At 70.4% G+C, this 17,043-nt stretch carries 16 protein-coding genes; 5 read left to right on the top strand and 11 right to left on the bottom strand.

Annotated features, from left to right (window positions below; genetic code table 11):
- The first annotated feature begins 20 nt into the window (after nt 1–20).
- Together ASC56_RS22675 and ASC56_RS22670 are read left to right on the top strand one after the other, a co-directional pair.
- Nucleotides 21–572 (top strand): VanZ family protein, encoded by a 552-nt coding sequence (locus ASC56_RS22675; protein WP_055493325.1) that lies wholly within the window; start codon nt 21–23, stop codon nt 570–572.
- Between the two features lie 222 nt (nt 573–794).
- The gene (locus ASC56_RS22670) at nt 795–1,001 is read left to right on the top strand and encodes a PspC domain-containing protein (RefSeq protein ID WP_055493324.1); all 207 of its coding nucleotides are present in this window, start codon (nt 795–797) and stop codon (nt 999–1,001) included.
- Between the two features lie 86 nt (nt 1,002–1,087).
- On the opposite strand, the gene ASC56_RS22665 is transcribed toward ASC56_RS22670, so the two are convergent.
- Nucleotides 1,088–1,441 (bottom strand): hypothetical protein, encoded by a 354-nt coding sequence (locus ASC56_RS22665; protein WP_055493323.1) that lies wholly within the window; start codon nt 1,439–1,441, stop codon nt 1,088–1,090.
- 129 nt (nt 1,442–1,570) lie between these two features.
- Nucleotides 1,571–2,725 (bottom strand): adenosine deaminase, encoded by a 1,155-nt coding sequence (locus ASC56_RS22660; RefSeq protein ID WP_055493322.1) that lies wholly within the window; start codon nt 2,723–2,725, stop codon nt 1,571–1,573.
- Between the two features lie 113 nt (nt 2,726–2,838).
- Here ASC56_RS22660 and ASC56_RS22655 point away from each other — a divergent pair, with 113 nt between their 5' ends.
- Nucleotides 2,839–3,618: a dienelactone hydrolase gene (locus ASC56_RS22655; RefSeq protein WP_055493321.1), complete on the top strand. Its 780-nt coding sequence runs from the start codon at nt 2,839–2,841 to the stop codon at nt 3,616–3,618.
- A gap of 42 nt (nt 3,619–3,660) precedes the next feature.
- On the opposite strand, the gene ASC56_RS22650 is transcribed toward ASC56_RS22655, so the two are convergent.
- On the bottom strand, nt 3,661–4,614 hold the full coding sequence (locus ASC56_RS22650; protein WP_055493320.1) for a LysR family transcriptional regulator: 954 nt from the start codon (nt 4,612–4,614) through the stop codon (nt 3,661–3,663).
- Nucleotides 4,615–4,677: 63 nt separating this feature from the next.
- Between ASC56_RS22650 and ASC56_RS22645 the strand changes: the two genes are divergently transcribed.
- Nucleotides 4,678–5,949, top strand: coding sequence for an MFS transporter (locus tag ASC56_RS22645; RefSeq protein ID WP_055493319.1), 1,272 nt, complete (start codon nt 4,678–4,680; stop codon nt 5,947–5,949).
- 196 nt (nt 5,950–6,145) lie between these two features.
- The gene (locus ASC56_RS22640; RefSeq protein ID WP_055493318.1) at nt 6,146–7,153 is read left to right on the top strand and encodes a sigma-70 family RNA polymerase sigma factor; all 1,008 of its coding nucleotides are present in this window, start codon (nt 6,146–6,148) and stop codon (nt 7,151–7,153) included.
- Here ASC56_RS22640 and ASC56_RS22635 read toward each other — a convergent pair.
- The 8 genes from ASC56_RS22635 to ASC56_RS22600 form a co-directional block, all read right to left on the bottom strand.
- Nucleotides 7,046–7,432, bottom strand: coding sequence for an STAS domain-containing protein (locus ASC56_RS22635; RefSeq protein WP_079102661.1), 387 nt, complete (start codon nt 7,430–7,432; stop codon nt 7,046–7,048). The genes ASC56_RS22640 and ASC56_RS22635 overlap by 108 nt on opposite strands.
- 172 nt (nt 7,433–7,604) lie before the next feature.
- The gene (locus ASC56_RS22630) at nt 7,605–8,882 is read right to left on the bottom strand and encodes a thymidine phosphorylase (protein ID WP_199836042.1); all 1,278 of its coding nucleotides are present in this window, start codon (nt 8,880–8,882) and stop codon (nt 7,605–7,607) included.
- Nucleotides 8,883–8,972: 90 nt separating this feature from the next.
- Nucleotides 8,973–9,374, bottom strand: a complete 402-nt coding sequence (locus tag ASC56_RS22625) for a cytidine deaminase (protein WP_055493315.1) — start codon at nt 9,372–9,374, stop codon at nt 8,973–8,975.
- Nucleotides 9,371–10,633 (bottom strand): ABC transporter permease, encoded by a 1,263-nt coding sequence (locus tag ASC56_RS22620; RefSeq protein WP_055493314.1) that lies wholly within the window; start codon nt 10,631–10,633, stop codon nt 9,371–9,373. The genes ASC56_RS22625 and ASC56_RS22620 overlap by 4 nt, the downstream gene beginning before the upstream one ends.
- Nucleotides 10,633–11,757: an ABC transporter permease gene (locus ASC56_RS22615; RefSeq protein WP_055493313.1), complete on the bottom strand. Its 1,125-nt coding sequence runs from the start codon at nt 11,755–11,757 to the stop codon at nt 10,633–10,635. Before ASC56_RS22615 ends, ASC56_RS22620 begins: the two co-directional genes overlap by 1 nt.
- On the bottom strand, nt 11,757–13,436 hold the full coding sequence (locus ASC56_RS22610) for an ABC transporter ATP-binding protein (protein ID WP_055493394.1): 1,680 nt from the start codon (nt 13,434–13,436) through the stop codon (nt 11,757–11,759). The genes ASC56_RS22615 and ASC56_RS22610 overlap by 1 nt, the downstream gene beginning before the upstream one ends.
- Nucleotides 13,437–13,742: 306 nt before the next feature.
- Nucleotides 13,743–14,789, bottom strand: coding sequence for a BMP family protein (locus ASC56_RS22605; RefSeq protein WP_055493312.1), 1,047 nt, complete (start codon nt 14,787–14,789; stop codon nt 13,743–13,745).
- 963 nt (nt 14,790–15,752) lie between these two features.
- Nucleotides 15,753–16,784, bottom strand: a complete 1,032-nt coding sequence (locus ASC56_RS22600) for a BMP family protein (RefSeq protein WP_055493311.1) — start codon at nt 16,782–16,784, stop codon at nt 15,753–15,755.
- Nucleotides 16,785–17,043: the final 259 nt, after the last annotated feature.

Genomic DNA, 17,043 nt, shown 5'->3' with positions numbered 1-17,043 from the left:
GGCCCCGCGTCTAGGGGGGCGTGCAGCGTCAAGGCTCAAACGGCGGCAGCGCCGTGATCCGCGTCCGTGTGGCAGGGGGTGTCCTCCTGGTCGCACACCTCGCGCTCGTCGCCTGGATCACGCTGCGCCCGCTGGACGTGCCCTGGGTGAGGCCCGCCAACCTCCATCCGTTCGCCGGTATCAGAGCCGATCTCGCGCTGGGCTGGCAGGAGGCCGCCCGCCGGATCGGGGAGCGGCTCGCGCTGCTCGCACCGCTCGGAGTGCTGCTGCCGATGGCCGGTGGGCGGCTGGTCGTCTCGCCGCTCGCCTCGCTGGCCCGTACGGTCACCGCGGGCAGCCTGATCTCGCTGGGTATCGAACTGCTGCAGACCGGGGTGCCGGGACAGGTGGTGGACATCGACGCCGTCCTGCTCAACACGACCGGGGTGGCGTTGGCCCATCTCCTGGTCGTACCCGCCGCCCGGCTCCGGCTCCGCCGCCGGGCCGCGTCGCGCAGCCGGACGGCCCTGCCGCGGGAGGAGCCGTCTCAGGGTCGGACCCCGACGATTCCCAGGGTCGGGATGGCTCCGTAGAGTGACGCTTCGCCCGCTTCGTCCCCGTAGCGTGGATCACGTCGAGAACGCCGAGAAACGAACGTCGACAACGAACGTCGAGAACGCCCGAGAACGCCGAGGACATCGACGGCAGCGACGACAGCGACATCGACATCGACAGCGTCGAGGACATCGGCGCCGACCGGGGTCCCGGCAGCCGCCGGGAGCCGATTCCCGCCCACGGTTCGCGAAGGAGCCACCATGACCGCCCTGGCCCGCCCCACTCATGGACGGATGATCGGCGGAGTGTGCGCAGCGCTGGCACGGCGCTTCGGCACCTCCGCGACCACGATGCGTGTGATCTTCCTGCTGTCGTGCCTGCTCCCCGGACCGCAGTTCCTGCTCTACATAGCGCTGTGGATCCTGTTCCCGTCGGAGGACAAGACGGACGCCCGCACGGCCTGGTGACCACGGGTGCGGCCGGCTGCCGCATCCACACGCCGATGGGCGCCCCGGTCCGGGGCGCCCATCGGCGTCGTACGGGCCGGGTCGTCTCAGACCAGCGGGGTTCCGTTCACCGGCAGGCCGTGCGCGGGCAGTCCCTTGACCGGCAGTCCGCCGAGCAGTCCGGCGGCGGGTGCGGCCGGGCCACCGGTGACGGCCCTCTCGGCGACGGGCCGGGTGGCGGCCACCGCCCCGCCGAGCGCGTTCTGTCCCTGGCCGAGCACATCACCCGTGCCGGGCGGCAGCACCTTGGTGACGTCGCCCGTCGGCAGCGCCTGGGTGACGGTGTCCAGCCCGGCGCCGTCCGGGACGGCCGGGGCCGCGCTCGCGACGCCCGCGCCCGCGGCGGCGAAGGCGGCACCGAGGGCGGCGACACCGAGGGTCTTGGCAGCAGACTGCTTCATGGTGGATGCGTCCTTGGATCCGATGACGGGGGGTGAGCAGTCCAGAACCGTAAACACGCGCGGCCGGGCTCCGCAAACACCCGAAAGCGGCCGGGACATCGTCTCCCGGCCGCTTCAAGAGCAATTCCGTCAGCGCTCGGATCCCGCAGAGCCGCTGGTGGAGGCGGTCTGCTGGAACAGCCATTCGGATTTCAACTCGGCATATCCGGGCTTGATGACGTCATTGATCATCGCGAGTCGTTCATCGAAAGGGATGAATGCTGACTTCATAGCATTGACCGAGAACCACTGCATGTCGTCGAGCGTGTATCCGAAAGCCTCGACCAGGTGGTGGAATTCCCGGCTCATGCTCGTCCCCGACATCAGACGGTTGTCCGTGTTCACCGTGGCACGGAAGTGCAGCCTCCGCAGGAGTCCGATCGGGTGTTCGGCATACGAGTCGGCGGCACCGGTCTGGAGGTTGGAGCTCGGGCACAGCTCCAGCGGGACGCGCTTGTCACGTACGTACGAGGCGAGGCGCCCGAGCTTGACCGAACCGTCCTCGAGGACCTGGATGTCGTCGATGATGCGCACCCCGTGCCCGAGCCGGTCGGCCCCGCACCACTGCAGGGCCTGCCAGATGGACGGCAGCCCGAAGGCCTCGCCGGCGTGGATGGTGAAGTGGTTGTTCTCGCGCTTGAGGTACTCGAAGGCGTCCAGGTGCCGGGTGGGCGGGTAACCGGCCTCGGCGCCGGCGATGTCGAAGCCCACCACCCCCAGGTCCCGGTACCGGTTGGCCAGTTCGGCGATCTCCAGTGCGCGGGCCGCGTGCCGCATGGCGGTGAGCAGGGCGCCGACACGGATGCGGTGGCCGTTCGCCTTCGCCCGCCGCTCGCCCTCCCGGAAGCCCTCGTTGACCGCCTCGACGACCTCCTCCAGGCTGAGCCCGGCCTCCAGATGCTGCTCGGGCGCGTACCGCACCTCCGCGTAGACGACGCCGTCCTCGGCGAGGTCCTCGGCGCACTCGGCGGCCACGCGCACGAGCGCCTCGCGGGTCTGCATCACGCCGACGGTGTGGGAGAAGGTCTCCAGGTAACGCTCCAGGGAGCCGGAGTCGGCGGCCTCGCGGAACCAGACGCCGAGCTTGTCCGGATCGGTCTCGGGGAGGTGTGCGTAGCCCGTCTCACGGGCGAGTTCGACGATCGTGCCGGGGCGCAGACCCCCATCGAGGTGGTCGTGCAGCAGGACCTTGGGCGCCCGGCGGATCTGATCCCAGCTCGGGGTGTTCTGGTGCTGGCTCGTCATTTCCGCACCATAGCCCCTACGCGCGTAGATATCGAAGTGCGGCGAGGCGTCGATACGCAACGGTGACCCGCAGAACGGGTTTCGTACACCGTCGCTTCTGACACTGTTCTGTTATGGCACACCAAGCGACGCCGGTTCGCAGGGCCCGGCTGGGGAGGGCGCTGGGCCCGGAGCCGACGGCGGCGGTGAGCGGCGCGGTGCTGCTGCTCCCCGACGGCGACGAGGTCTCCGCCCGAAGACCCTCCCCCCTGATGGCCACGGCCTCCGTCCGCGCACTCGGCCGCCGACTGGCGCGGGCGGGGCATGACGAGGGCCTGGTCGCGCACGTGGTGCACTACCGCTACCGGGGCTGGAACGGCAGCGAGGCGCATCTGGCCCAGGACGCCACCTGGGCCGCGGACGAGGTCGTACGACGCTACGGGGATGTGCCGGTCTGTCTCGCCGGCATGGGCATGGGCGGGCGGGCGGCGCTGCGCGCGGCCGGACACACGGCCGTCAACTCCGTGCTTTCGCTGGCCCCTTGGCTGCCCGAGGAGGACGTGGCGGCGTCGCCCGAACCGGTGAAGCAGCTCGTGGGACGGCGGGTGCTGATCGTGCACGGCACGAACGACGAGCGTACGGACCCGGAACTGTCGTTCCGGCTGGCCGCGCGCGCCAAGAAGGCGAACCGCGACATCTGCCGCTTCGAAGTGCACTCCGACGGGCACGCGTTGCACCAGTACCGGTCCGAAGTCCACGCGCTGTCCGAGGACTTCGTGATGGGCACGCTGTTCGGAAGGACCTTCTCCCGCCCGGTGGAGGACGCGCTGGCGGCTCCGCCGCCGCTGGGGTTGCGGATGCCGCTGGCGGCCGGGTTCGGGCAGTCCCTGCGAAGGCCGGGGGTGCCCCGGTAGGGGTGCGGGAAGGGCGCGAGCGGCCACGACGGGCCCGCACCCTCAGTCGGGCAGCAACCGCCCCCTCCGGGACAGCAGGAACTTCTTGAAGGCGGCGACCGGCGGAGTGTCGACGTGTCCCGCCAGCCATGCGACGCCGATCTCCCGCGCCGCCCGCGGCGCGGTGACCGTCAGCTCGGCGACCCCGGGGCGAGGCACCGCGGGCGGCGGCAGCAACGCCACGCCGAGCCCCGCGGCGACCAAGCCGCGCAGGGTCTCGGCCTCCTCGCCCTCGAAGGCGATGCGCGGCTTGAATCCGGCCTCACGGCACAGGTCGTCGGTGATGCGGCGCATGCCGTAGCCGGGTTCGAGGGTCACGAACGTCTCGTCGGCGGCCTCGACGAGACGGACGCGCCTGCGGCCCGCGAGCCGGTGGTCGGCGGGCACGACCAGCCGCAGCTTCTGCTCGTCCAGGCGGCGGGCGACCAGGTCGGGGGCGTCGGGCACCGGGGAGGTCAGACACAGGTCCAGTTCACCGGCCCGCAGCTTCTCCAGCATCGCCTCGCCGTAGTTCTGGACGAGGCTGAAGCGGACGCGTGGGTGGTCGGCGCGGAAGGCGTGGAGGAGACCGGGTACGGTCTCGGCGCCCATGGTGTGCAGGAAGCCGAAGGCGACCTTGCCGGTGGCCGGGTCGGCGTCCGCGCGGACCTCGTCGGCGGCCCGCTCGATCTCCGCGAGGGCACGCTCGACGGAGGCGAGGAACGTACGGCCGGCCGGGGTGAGGGAGACCGTGCGGCCGCGCCGGGCGAACAGCTCGACGCCCAGGTCCTGTTCGAGCCGGACCAGCGCGCGGGACAGGGTGGACTGCGGGACCTGCATCTCCTGCGCGGCCCGCGTGACGTGCTCGGTGCGGGCGACGCCCGCGAAGTACGCCAGGCGGGGCGCAAGCAGCGCGACGATGTCTTCTGTGTCACTGGATGGTGACAAGCTCCCGGCTGACCTCTGCTGATGCACCATGGGAACGATTATGGGGTTTCTGTGCATTGGACGGATGAACGGTGAGGTCCGTACGTTCGAAGCATGCCTGCCGCCGATACCGGGGCGTCCACCACCGTGGGCGCCGATGCCGCAACCGTCCCCGCCGCCGACTCCCGTATGACCCCGGGTGGCCCCGGCTACCGCCGGATGAGCCTCGCCCTGTTCCTCGCGGGCGTCGCCACCTTCGCCCTCCTCTACTCCACGCAGGCCCTGCTGCCGCTCGTCTCCCGGGACTTCGAGGTGTCGGCGAGCGCGGCGAGCTGGACGGTGTCGGGCGCCACCGGCGCACTGGCGCTGTTCGTCCTGCCCATGAGCGCGCTGTCCGAGCGGTTCGGACGGCGTACGTTGATGACGGCGTCGCTGGCGGTCGCGGTCTCGGTCGGCCTGCTGGTCCCCTTCGCCCCGTCCCTGGGCGTGCTGATCGCGCTGCGCGCGGTGCAGGGCGCGGCGCTGGCCGGACTGCCGGCGTCGGCGACCGCGTATCTGGCCGAGGAGGTCAGCCCCAAGGCGCTGATCACGGCGATCGGGCTGTTCGTGGCCGGCAACAGCGTCGGCGGGATGAGCGGCCGGGTCATCACCGGCTGGGTCGCGCAGGAGTGGGGCTGGCGGGTCTCCGTCGGCACGATCGGTGTGATCGCGGTCGCCTGTGCGGTGGCCTTCCGCCTTCTGCTCCCGGCACCGAAGCACTTCCGGCCGGGCTCGCTGCGGCCCCGCCTCCTGGCCCGCACGGTCGGCGACCACCTCGCCGACCCGCTGCTGCGCCGGCTGTACGCGATCGGCGCGCTGTTCATGATGGTGTTCGGCGGCGTCTACACGGTGATCGGCTACCGCCTGACGGAGGAGCCGTTCGGGCTGCCGCAGGGCATCATCGGCTCGATCTTCCTGGTGTACCTGGTGGGCACGGTGTCGGCGTCGACGGCGGGCAGGCTGGTGGGCCGTCTGGGCCGCCGCGGGGCTCTCTACCTGGCCGCCGGTACGACCACGGCGGGCCTGCTGCTGTCCCTGGCCTCCGCCCTGCCGCTGGTCCTGCTGGGCCTGGTCCTGATCACGGCCGGCTTCTTCGCGGGCCACGCGGTGGCGTCGTCGGCGGTCAGCCACACGGCGAAGCGGGGCCGCGCGCAGGCCTCCGCCCTCTACCAGTCCGCGTACTACGTCGGCTCCAGCACCGGCAGCACGCTCGGCGCGGTGGCCTTCCACTCGGGCGGCTGGGCCGGCACGGTGGGCATGGGCGTGCTGGCGGTGCTCGGCGTCGTGACGATCACGCTGTTCGGGTCCAGGGCGGCCCGCGTCGAACGACGCCTGGCGACGGCCTGAGCCGGAGCGGGTGCCGCCCGCCCGCGCGGTCCATGCGGTGACCATGGGGGGGACGGCACCCGCTCCCGCCCTCCCATCCCCCGTCGGACCTGCGCTTTCCCGCGCTCCGGGAGCCGTTGTCAGTGGCCTGCGGTAGCTTCCGAAGTGCTGGGGCGCAAAGGTGCGCGACAGGAACGGCCACAGGGGTGGGTGGACCATGAGTGACAGCACGGCGACGGCGGACGACCTCGACGTCCGGCTGGAGAAGCACCGGGTCGAGCTGACGGGCTACTGCTATCGCATGCTCGGTTCCTCCTTCGAGGCCGAGGACGCGGTGCAGGACACCCTGGTCCGCGCCTGGCGGAGCTACGAGAAGTTCGAGGGCCGCTCCTCCCTGCGCTCGTGGCTGTACCGGATCGCGACGAACGTCTGCCTGGACATGCTGAGCGCGGGCAACAGGCGCGCCCGCCCGGTGGACCTCACCGACTCCACCCCGCTCGCCCAGGCCGCCCTCTCCCCGCGCCCGGACAACACCTGGCTGGAGCCGATGCCGGACGCCCGGGTGCTACCGGCGGTGAGCGACCCTGCCGAGGCCGCCGTGGCGAAGGAGTCGGTGCGGCTCGCGTTCATGGCCGCCCTGCAGCAACTGCCGCCCAAGCAGCGGGCGGTGCTCATCCTACGGGAGGTGCTGGCCTGGAGGGCGAGCGAGGTCGCCGAGCTCCTGGACACCTCGGTCGCCTCGGTCAACAGTGCGCTGCAGCGGGCGCGCGCGACGCTGGCGGACAGGAGCGCGCAGGGCGCCGACGCCGCCGTCTCCGACCCGCTGGACGCGGAGCAGCAGAAGCTCCTGGAGCGCTATGTCGCGGCCTTCGAGGGGTACGACATGGCGGCGCTGACGGCCCTGCTGCACGAGGACGCGGTGATGACGATGCCGCCGTTCGACCTGTGGCTGCGCGGCACCCCTGACATCACCGGCTTCATGACGACGATCGGCTCCGCCTGCGAGGGTTCGCGGCTGGTGCCGGTCGCGGTCAACGGCCTGCCGGGCTTCGCCCAGTACAAGCCCGACCCCGACACGGGCGGCTTCACGGCCTGGGCGGTTCAGATCCTGGAGATCTCAGAGGGCCGGCTCACCGGGTTCCACTTCTTCCTCGACACCAAGCGCTGGTTCCCGCTGTTCGATCTTCCCCTCCACCTCGATGGGAAGGCCGACGAGGTCGAGTAGCGCGCGCAGGGCGGGGGCCGGATCACGCAGCCGGATACGGCCCCCGGCACGGCGGGCGGTCAGTTGGAGCCGGGCCAGTACGTCGAGCGTCGCGAGCTGTATGGGCCACAGCGCAGAGACGTCGCATACGACGACCTCGGCCCCACTGGCCTCCAGCAGCCCCCGCACGTCATTCCCGAGCCGCGCCACCTCGTCCGGGGTGACGAGGCCGGCCAGTACGAGTACGGGGGGTGTCTCGGCGTCCACGGTGGGTAGACCGAGCGGGGCCGCCGAAGTCATCGGGGCCGAGTGGTGCGGCGGCGTGAACGACTGGCCAGCCGGGAACTGGCCGGTGTCGACGGAGAGGTCGAAGGGCGTCGGCACCGTGTATCGGTGCGTCGCCGGTCCCGGCATACCGAACGGGACCGGTGGCGGTCCACCGGTCCCGTTCGCGCGAAGGAGAAGGCCCAGGTCAGGCGATTCGTTCCAGCACCACCGGCGATGCCGTGAAGGCCGTTCCGGTCGGCTCGACGTCGTAGGAACCCGTCACCGCCTCGAGGGCGTACTCGAAGCGCTCCGGCGTGTCCGTGTGCAGGGTCAGCAGCGGCTGGCCCTCCGTCACCGTGTCGCCCGGCTTGGCGTGCATCTCGATGCCCGCCGCCGCCTGCACCGGGTCCTCCTTGCGGGCGCGGCCCGCACCGAGGCGCCAGGCAGCGACGCCGATGTCGTAGGCGTCCAGGCGGGTCAGGACGCCCGAGGACGGCGCCTTGATCACGTGCTGTTCGCGGGAGGTGGGCAGCGGCGCGTCCGGGTCGCCGCCCTGGGCCGCGATCATGCGGCGCCAGACGTCCATCGCGGAGCCGTCGGCCAGGGCCTTCGCCGGGTCCGCGTCCTTCACGCCCGCCGCGTCGAGCATCTCGCGCGCCAGGGCCACGGTCAGATCGACGACGTCCGCCGGGCCCCCGCCCGCCAGGACCTCCACCGACTCGCGGACCTCCAGGGCGTTGCCCGCCGTGAGGCCCAGCGGGGTCGACATGTCCGTCAGGAGCGCCACCGTCTTCACACCGTGGTCCGTGCCGAGGCCGACCATGGTGGAGGCCAGTTCACGCGCGTCCTCGATCGTCTTCATGAAGGCGCCCGAGCCGACCTTCACGTCCAGGACCAGGGAGCCCGTGCCCTCCGCGATCTTCTTCGACATGATCGACGAAGCGATCAGCGGGATCGCCTCCACCGTGCCCGTCACATCGCGCAGCGCGTAGAGCTTCTTGTCCGCGGGTGCCAGGCCGTCGCCCGCCGCGCAGATCACCGCGCCCACGCCCTCCAGCACGGACAGCATCTCCTCGTTGGACAGCAGCGCGCGCCAGCCGGGGATCGACTCCAGCTTGTCCAGCGTGCCGCCGGTGTGGCCGAGGCCGCGGCCGGACAGCTGGGGAACGGCCGCGCCACAGGCGGCGACCAGCGGGGCCAGCGGAAGAGTGATCTTGTCGCCGACGCCGCCCGTCGAGTGCTTGTCGGCCGTCGGACGCGACAGCGACGAGAAGTCCATGCGCTCGCCCGAGGCGATCATCGCGGCGGTCCACCGGGCGATCTCACGGCGGTTCATGCCGTTGAGCAGGATGGCCATCGCGAGCGCGGACATCTGCTCGTCGGCCACCTCTCCCCGCGTGTACGCGTCGATGACCCAGTCGATCTGCTCGTCGCTCAGCTCACCGCGGTCCCGCTTGGTGCGGATGACGGAGATGGCGTCCATGGCCATGGCTTCCTTCCGAAGTTCCGAAGGTGTGCGGCCCCTCCGAGCCTCCGACGCCGCGGCGGGCGACTCGGAGGGGCCGCACGGGAGTTACTTGGTGAGATGGTCCGGCCCGAAGGCCTGCGGCAGCATCTCGGACATCGGCAGGATCCCGGCCGGTGTCTCCAGGAGCAGGCCGGGGCCGCCGAACTCGTACAGCAGCTGGCGGCAGCGACCGCACGGGACGAGGATGTCCCCGTTGCCGTCCACGCACGTGAAGTGCGTCAGCCGGCCGCCCCCGGTGTTCTGCAGCTGTGAGACGAGTCCGCACTCGGCGCACAGGCTGAGCCCGTACGAGGCGTTCTCGACGTTGCAGCCGGTGACGATCCGCCCGTCGTCCACCAGGGCCGCGACACCGACCGGGTAGCCCGAGTAGGGGGCGTACGCGCGGGCCATCGCCGCGCGCGCCTCCTGGCGCAGGGCCGCCCAGTCGACCGTGGCAGGCGGGGTCACTTGCCCTGTCCCTTCCGGTAGGGCAGACCGTCCGCCTTCGGCATCCGCAGGTGCTGTGCGGACAGCGAGAGCACCAGCAGGGTGACGATGTACGGGGTCGCGGTCACGAGCTGCTTGGGCACCTCGCTGGTGCTGACGTACCAGAGGAACATCAGGGCCGAGACCACGACCGTGATCAGGGCGGGGACGTACTTCTTCTTCCGGACGAGGTATCCCGCCCCGAACACCAGCAGGATCGCGAGCAGCAGGATCAGCGCATGGACGTTGGTGGTGCCGCCACGCAGGTTGAGGCTGTCGGTGTAACCGAACAGGGCCGCGCCGAGGGCGGTTCCGCCCGGCCGCCAGTTGCCGAAGATCATCGCGGCGAGACCGATGTAGCCGCGGCCGGCCGTCTGGCCGTCCAGGTACACGTTGGAGGCCACGAGCGACAGGAACGCACCACCGAGACCGGCGAAGGCGCCGGAGATGATCACGGCGATGTACTTGTACTTGTAGACGTTCACCCCCAGCGACTCCGCCGCCACCGGGTTCTCACCGCAGGAGCGCAGACGCAGACCGAAGGACGTGCGCCACAGCACCCACCAGGTCAGCGGGACGAGGGCCACCGCGATGACGGTGAGCGGCGACAGGTCGGTGACCAGACCGCCGATCAGGCCCGCGATGTCCGACACCAGGAACCAGTGCTTCTGGTTGAGCGTGTCGAGCGCGCTGGACAGGCCCGGGATGGAGAAGGTGCCCAGTGACTCGATCGGCGGGGACTGCTTGGCGGAGCCCTGCGGCGCATGCTCGAAGGTGAACTTCGACAGGTAGCGGGTGGTGCCGAGGGCCAGGATGTTGATCGCCACACCGGAGACGATGTGGTTCACGTTGAAGGTGACGGTGGCGATGGCGTGCAGGACTGCACCGAGCGCGCCACCGATGATGCCGAAGGCGACACCGGCCCACGGGCCCCACTGGTAGCCGGCCCAGGCGCCGAACCAGGTGCCGAGGATCATCATGCCCTCGAGGCCGATGTTGACGACACCCGAGCGCTCGGCCCACAGACCGCCCAGACCCGCGAGGCCGATCGGGACGGCCAGGCGCAGGGCCGTGGACATCTGTCCCGTCGAGTCGATGCCGTCGGCACCGGTGATCAGGCGGACGATCGAGGTCAGGATGAGTACGCCCGCGATGATCAGCAGGAGTACGGGGAGCGAGAGACGGCGGCTGCCCTTGCCGGGCTGCTGCGCCTGCGGCTTCGCCGCGGTCGCGGTGGTCATCAGGCAGCCACCTCCTTCTTGTGCGAGTTGTTGTTGGCCTCGGCGGCCAGCTCCGCGCCGACCCGCTTCTGCTGGCGGCGCAGACCCCACTGGCGTACGGCCTCGTAGGAGATGACGACCGCGAAGACGATCAGGCCCTGCATGATGGTGGCGATCTCCTTCTCGTACGCGACCGGGGTCGCGTAGTCGAGGGCGGGAGACGCCTTGTCGAGGAAGGCGATCAGGAGCGCGGCGAAGGCGATGCCGGCCGGGTTGTTGCGGCCGAGCAGCGCGATGGTGATACCGGTGAAGCCGAGGCCCGTCGGGAAGCTCAGGCTGTAGGTGTGGGCGTCACCGAGGAGCAGCGGCAGGCCCGAGAGGCCCGCGACCGCGCCGGAGATCAGCATCGCGGTGAGCACCATCTTCTTGGCGTCGACACCGGAGGCCGCGGCGGCGGTCTCGGAGGCGCCGGTGGCGCGCAGGTCGAAGCCGAAGCGGGTGCGGTTGAGGACCAGCCAGTACAGGACGCCCGCGAGGATCGCGAGGAAGACCAGGCCGTAGATCTCACCGACGTTCGGGCCCAGGTTGATGCCCGGGAACCAGCCGGACTTCTTCATGATGCCGGTCGTCATGTTGTTGCCGACCTGCACGCCCCAGACGTTGGACAGGGTGAGGTAGCCGATGACGCTGGTGGCGATCGCGTTGAGCATGATCGTCGCGACGACCTCGCTCACGCCCCGGGTGGTCTTCAGGAAGCCCGCGATACCGGCCCAGAAGGCGCCGGTGAACATGGCGACCAGCATGAGGAGCGGGATCTGCAGGAAGGACGGCAGCGCGATGTGCGCGCCGACCACCGCGGTCATCATCGCGGCGAGGCGGTACTGGCCGTCGACGCCGATGTTGAACAGGTTCATACGGAAGCCGATGGCCACCGCGAGCGCCGCCAGGTAGTACATCGACGCCTGGTTGAGGATCAGCACCTGGACGTCGGAGAACGACACCTGCTGCAGCATCAGCCGGTACGGCTCGAACGGGTTCTTGCCGGAGGCGATCAGCACCACCGAGGTGAGCAGGATGGCCGAGACGAGGGCGATGACCGGACCGGCCACCGCGAGGAGCACCCGCTCCTTGTCGAACTTCTTCATCAGGCCTCGTCCTCCGGGGCGGCGTCCGTTGCGTCTTCCGTGGATTCCTCCACATGTTCCAGGTGACCGGACGCGGCACCCGTCATGGCGGAGCCCAGCTCCTCCGGGGTGATGGTGGCCGGGTCGGCGTCGGCGACCAGCCTGCCGTTGTAGATCACCCGCAGGGTGTCGGACAGGCCGATCAGCTCGTCCAGGTCGGCGGAGATCAGCAGCACGGCCAGGCCCTCGCGGCGGGCCTCACGGATCTGGTCCCAGATCTGCGCCTGGGCGCCGACGTCCACACCGCGGGTGGGGTGGGCGGCGATCAGGAACTTCGGCTTGTGGCTCATCTCGCGGCCGACGATCAGCTTCTGCTGGTTGCCGCCGGAGAGGGAGGCGGCGGTGACGTCGATGCCGGGCGTGCGGACGTCGTACTCCTCGACGATCCGCCGCGTGTCCTCCTGGGCGCCCTTGATGTCGAGCCAGAAGCCCTTGGCGTTCGGGCGCTCGGTGACGTGGCCGAGGATGCGGTTCTCCCAGAGGGGGGACTCCAGGAGGAGGCCGTGGCGGTGACGGTCCTCGGGGATGTAGCCCACGCCCTGCTCACGGCGCTTGCGGGTGGGCCAGGCGGTGATCTCCTCGCCGAGGAAGGAGATGGACCCGGAGTCGGCGCGCTTGAGGCCGATCAGCGCGTCGATGAGCTCGGTCTGGCCGTTGCCCTCGACACCGGCGATGCCCATGACCTCGCCCGCGTGGATGGTGAAGGAGACGTCGTCGAGGACGCGCCGCACCTCGCCGGCGGTCTCGGCCGTCGCCTCGGTCAGCAGTCCGCCGGCCGCGGGCTCGGCGAGCTCGCCGAGGGAGGGGCCGCCGACCGCGTGGACGGTGAGGTCCTTGACCTCGATGACGGCCTTGTCCGTGACGGTGGACTCGGCGGTCTCCGGGGTGGGCAGCTCGCTGCCGACCATCAGCTCGGCGAGCTGGCGCGGGGTGGTCTCGGAGGGGATGGCGGTGCCGACCGTCGTACCCCGCCGGATGACGGTGATGTCGTCGGCGACCGACAGGACCTCGCCCAGCTTGTGGGAGATGAAGATGACGGACAGGCCCTCGGACTTCAGTTCGCGCAGGTTGTCGAAGAGCGCGTCGACCTCCTGCGGGACGAGCACGGCGGTCGGCTCGTCCAGGATCAGGGTCCGGGCACCGCGGAAGAGGACCTTGAGGATCTCCACGCGCTGGCGGTCGGCCACGCCGAGGCTCTCGACCAGGACGTCGGGGCGTACGCCCAGCCCGTACCGGTCCGAGATCTCCTTGATCTTCTTACGGGCACCGCCGCCGATGCCGTACAGCTTCTCGCTGCCGAGGACCACGTTCTCCAGGACCGTGAGGTTGTCGGCGAGCATGAAGTGCTGGTGGACCATGCCGATGCCGCGCACGATGGCGTCGGCGGGGCTGTGGAAGGTCACCTGCTCGCCGTCGACGGTGATGGTGCCCTCGTCCGGCTTCTGCATGCCGTAGAGGATCTTCATCAGCGTGGACTTGCCGGCGCCGTTCTCGCCGACGAGGGCGTGCACGGTGCCCTTGCGGACCGTGAGGTGGATGTCGTGGTTGGCGACGACACCCGGGAATCGCTTGGTGATCCCCGCCAGCTCGACCGCGGTTGTCGACTGTGCGGTGAGCGGAGGGCTGCTGGACGCGTCGATGGCGCACTCTCCTTGGAAAAGGGGCCGATCTACGCGCGTAGCGCCCCTGCTTTGAATAGTGCCCGGATCTGACTGGATCCGACCGGCTTCCAATCCGTTCCGAGCATTCTGCCGCGCGAACGGGGCGCGAGTTGGTCATCCTTCCCGCACCCCGTTCCGTGGCCGTAACGCTGCCATTACGGCGGCGCCTTGGCCATGGCCTGTCATGGCCTCTTGCCCCGCGCGTCCCGGCGCCGTGATGCCGGGGCCGGGGTACCCCGGGCCGCGGATCACGGCGTCAGGACGTCGGGACGTCGGACCGACGGGTCAGGACGTCTTGACCTTGATCGTGCCGTCCTTGATGCCCTGCTCGGCCTTCTTCAGCGCGGCCTGCAGGTCGGCGTTGTTCTTGAACACCGGGTTGGAGTCGGCGAGGCCGACACCACCGTTGGCGAGGGAGCCGCGGACCTCACCGGACAGCGGCTTCTTGTCCTGGAGGACCGACTTGGCGAGGTCGTACACCGCGCCCGAGACGTTCTTCAGGGCGGAGGTCAGGATGTACTGCTTGTACGCCGCCAGAGCGCTCTGCTGGTACTGGTCGGAGTCGACACCGATCGCCCACACCTTGTGCGCGGCGGCGGCCTTGATGACGCCCTGGCCGGACAGGCCGGCCGCGTGGTAGACGACGTCCGCACCGGCGTCGATCTGGCCGTTCGCGGCGTTCTCGCCCTTGTCGGGGCTGGAGAAGCCGCCCTCCTGGGCCGTCTGGGTCAGATACTGCGACTCGATCTTGATGCCCGGCTTGACCGACTTGGCGCCCTGGACGAAGCCCGCCTCGAACTTGTGGATGAGCGGGACGTCCACGCCGCCGATGAAGCCGATGTGGTTCTTCTTGGTGACCTTGGCGGCGGCGACACCGGCGAGGTAGGAGGACTCCTCCTCGTGGAAGACCAGGTCGGCGACGTTCTTCGCCTGGATGGTGTTGTCGTCGATGATGCCGAAGGTGACCTTCGGGTACTTGACGGCGGCCTCCTTGACGGCGGGCGCGTAGGCGAAGCCGACGCCGATGACCGGGTTGTAGCCGGACTTGGCCAGCGTCTCCAGGCGCTGCACCTTGTCGGCGTCGGACTCGTTGTCCTGCGGCTCGACGTCTCGACCGCCGACGCCGAAGTCCTTCTCGGCCTTCTGGAAGCCGGCGTACGCGGCGTCGTTGAAGGACTGGTCGCCCTTGCCGCCGACGTCGTACGCGAGGCCGACACCCTTGCTCTTGCCGCCGCCGGCCGACTCGGTGGACGAGCTGCCGCAGGCGGATACGGTGACAGCGAGGGCTGCGGTTGCAACGCCAGCAACGGCGATTCGGGACACCCGGCGCATGGAACGAGACTCCTTTGTGCGTGCGCCCATACCAGGCGCTGGTTCCGCGGCAGCGTAACGCGCGTAGACCAGACGGAAAACCCCTTCTGTCCGGTCCGTTATCGAGATGTGGCCGCGAATGTCGCACAGGTTACGGAGAGCGGTACGGCGCTTGCGGCAGGCAAGGGGAGGCGCTCTCGGGTGGGGGTGCGGGGCCCTGTGGGGGCTGTGGGGGGCTTGAGGTCTGCGGGGTTGGGGGGCGGGGGGAGGAGCTGAGGTCTGCGGGTTGAGGGGGCCGGGGGAGGGTGGTTTGCGAGGGTGACTGATGGGGTTCGGGGGACCTCATGACTGGGGAGGCGGGTGGGTGGCGGGGCGCGTGGCGGTGGGGCGCCGAGAGCTCGGGGGGCGCGAGGCCGGCGGGGCGCGAGAGCTCGGGGGGCGCGAGGCCGGCGGGTGGGGCGGACCGGTCTCGGCGGGCCCCTGGCGGGAGAGGCCGACGGCCGCGATGGGGGCCCGTGGCAGAAGCGGCCGGTAGGCCTCCGTGGGACGGGCCTCCGTGGGACGTCGGGACGGCCTCCGTGGGTATGGCGGGAGGCGGTCGGCGGGCCGCGGCGGAGCGGCACCGCGCGGAGAGGCCGACGGCCGCGACGAGGCACATCGCCGAAGACAGTCCCCAGGCACCGGGGGCGGCTCCGCACGGAGGGGCCGACGGCCGTGACGCGGACACCCGACCGGAGACAGTCCCCAGGCGCCAAGGAAGACACCGTGGAAGTCACCCACGGGCCGGAGGGCACGCCGCGCGGGCCGGCCGGCGGCCAGCCCATGGGCGCATCTGCGGGAGGCAGTCCCCCAGAACCGCACACTCCGCGGAGGCAGCCCGCGGCCCCGTCCGGGGCACCGTACGAACCGACCGGCAGACACCAAGGTGCCCCCGGCCGGTGCTTCGGTCGGGGGCGCCCCTTGGTCGTCGGGTGACCGACGGCGTCACTTCGTGTTGACGGTGATCTTGCCGTCGATGATGTCCTGCTTGGCCTTGTCGACCGCCGCGACCACGTCCTTCATCGCCTGGTACTTGGGGTTGGAGTCCGCGAAGCCGACGCCGCCCGACTTGAGGTCGCCACGCTGCTCACCGGTCAGCGGCTTGCCCTCGACGACCGACTTGGCCAGGTCGTACACCGCGCCGCCGACGTTCTTCAGGGCCGAGCCGAGGATGTAGTCCTTGTACTTGGCCAGGGCGCTCTGCTGGTACTGGTCCGAGTCGACACCGATCGCCCACACCTTGTGCTCGGCGGCGGACTGGATCACGCCCTGGCCGGACAGACCGGCCGCGTGGTAGATCACGTCGGCGCCCGCCGCGATCTGGCCGCTCGCCGCCTCCTTGCCCTTGTCGGGGCTGGAGAAGCCGCCCTCCTGGGCGGTCTGGGTCAGATACTGCGACTCGATCTTGATCTTCGGGTTGACCGACCGGGCGCCCTGGTCGAAGCCCGCCTCAAACTTGTGGATGAGCGGGATGTCCACACCGCCGATGAAGCCGATGTGGTTCTTCTTGGTCGTCTTCGCCGCGGCGACACCCGCCAGGTACGAGGACTGCTCCTCGTGGAAGACCAGGTCGGCGACGTTGCTCGTCTGGACGGTGTTGTCGTCGATGATGCCGAAGGTGACCTTCGGGTACTTGGCCGCGACCTCCTTGACGGCGGGCGCGTAGACGAAGCCGACGCCGACGATCGGGTTGTAGCCGGCCTTGGCGAGCTGCTCCAGACGCTGCACCTTGTCCGCGCTGGACTCGCCGTCCTGCGGCTCGATGTCCCGGCCGCTGATCTTGAAGTCCTTCTCGGCCTTCTGGAAACCGGCGAAGGCGGCGTCGTTGAAGGACTGGTCGCCCTTGCCGCCGATGTCGTAGGCCAGGCCTATGCCCTTGCCCGTGTAGCCGGACGAGTTCTTGTCCGAGCTGCCGGTGGAATCGGTGCTGGACTTGCCGCACCCGGCGGCCGCGAGGGCGACGACCGCGACGGCCACCGCAGCTTGGGAGAACCTAGTCCTCCGAGAGATCAGACGCACAGCAAGCACCCCTTCATCCCCACGGCACCGTCACCGGACCGCTTCCCCAGTACGCCGCCACCGCAGCGATTTCGGCGCACAGTAACGCGCGTAGAAGAGGAGGGGAACGGGGTTCCTCATGGCCGTTATCGATTCGTGCCGCCACCGGGTTACGTTTGCGCGCCGCCCGTTACGTCAAAGTGACGCAAGCGGACGAAGGGGTGCCAACCGGGGCACC

This window comes from Streptomyces sp. TP-A0356, assembly GCF_001417775.1.
In the GTDB taxonomy this organism is placed as follows: Bacteria; Actinomycetota; Actinomycetes; order Streptomycetales; family Streptomycetaceae; genus Streptomyces.
This window is presented reverse-complemented; position numbering and strand designations above follow the sequence as displayed.

What these genes read in the sequence shown, in the direction of transcription:
- ASC56_RS22605 (WP_055493312.1), bottom strand. Translation starts at nt 14,789, where the DNA reads ATGCGCCGGGTGTCCCGAATCGCCGTTGCTGGCGTTGCAACCGCAGCC.
- ASC56_RS22655 (WP_055493321.1), top strand. Translation starts at nt 2,839, where the DNA reads ATGGCACACCAAGCGACGCCGGTTCGCAGGGCCCGGCTGGGGAGGGCG.
- ASC56_RS22650 (WP_055493320.1), bottom strand. Translation starts at nt 4,614, where the DNA reads ATGGTGCATCAGCAGAGGTCAGCCGGGAGCTTGTCACCATCCAGTGAC.
- ASC56_RS22665 (WP_055493323.1), bottom strand. Translation starts at nt 1,441, where the DNA reads ATGAAGCAGTCTGCTGCCAAGACCCTCGGTGTCGCCGCCCTCGGTGCC.
- ASC56_RS22635 (WP_079102661.1), bottom strand. Translation starts at nt 7,432, where the DNA reads ATGACTTCGGCGGCCCCGCTCGGTCTACCCACCGTGGACGCCGAGACA.
- ASC56_RS22640 (WP_055493318.1), top strand. Translation starts at nt 6,146, where the DNA reads ATGAGTGACAGCACGGCGACGGCGGACGACCTCGACGTCCGGCTGGAG.
- ASC56_RS22670 (WP_055493324.1), top strand. Translation starts at nt 795, where the DNA reads ATGACCGCCCTGGCCCGCCCCACTCATGGACGGATGATCGGCGGAGTG.
- ASC56_RS22630 (WP_199836042.1), bottom strand. Translation starts at nt 8,882, where the DNA reads ATGGACGCCATCTCCGTCATCCGCACCAAGCGGGACCGCGGTGAGCTG.
- ASC56_RS22660 (WP_055493322.1), bottom strand. Translation starts at nt 2,725, where the DNA reads ATGACGAGCCAGCACCAGAACACCCCGAGCTGGGATCAGATCCGCCGG.
- ASC56_RS22620 (WP_055493314.1), bottom strand. Translation starts at nt 10,633, where the DNA reads ATGACCACCGCGACCGCGGCGAAGCCGCAGGCGCAGCAGCCCGGCAAG.
- ASC56_RS22615 (WP_055493313.1), bottom strand. Translation starts at nt 11,757, where the DNA reads ATGAAGAAGTTCGACAAGGAGCGGGTGCTCCTCGCGGTGGCCGGTCCG.
- ASC56_RS22645 (WP_055493319.1), top strand. Translation starts at nt 4,678, where the DNA reads ATGCCTGCCGCCGATACCGGGGCGTCCACCACCGTGGGCGCCGATGCC.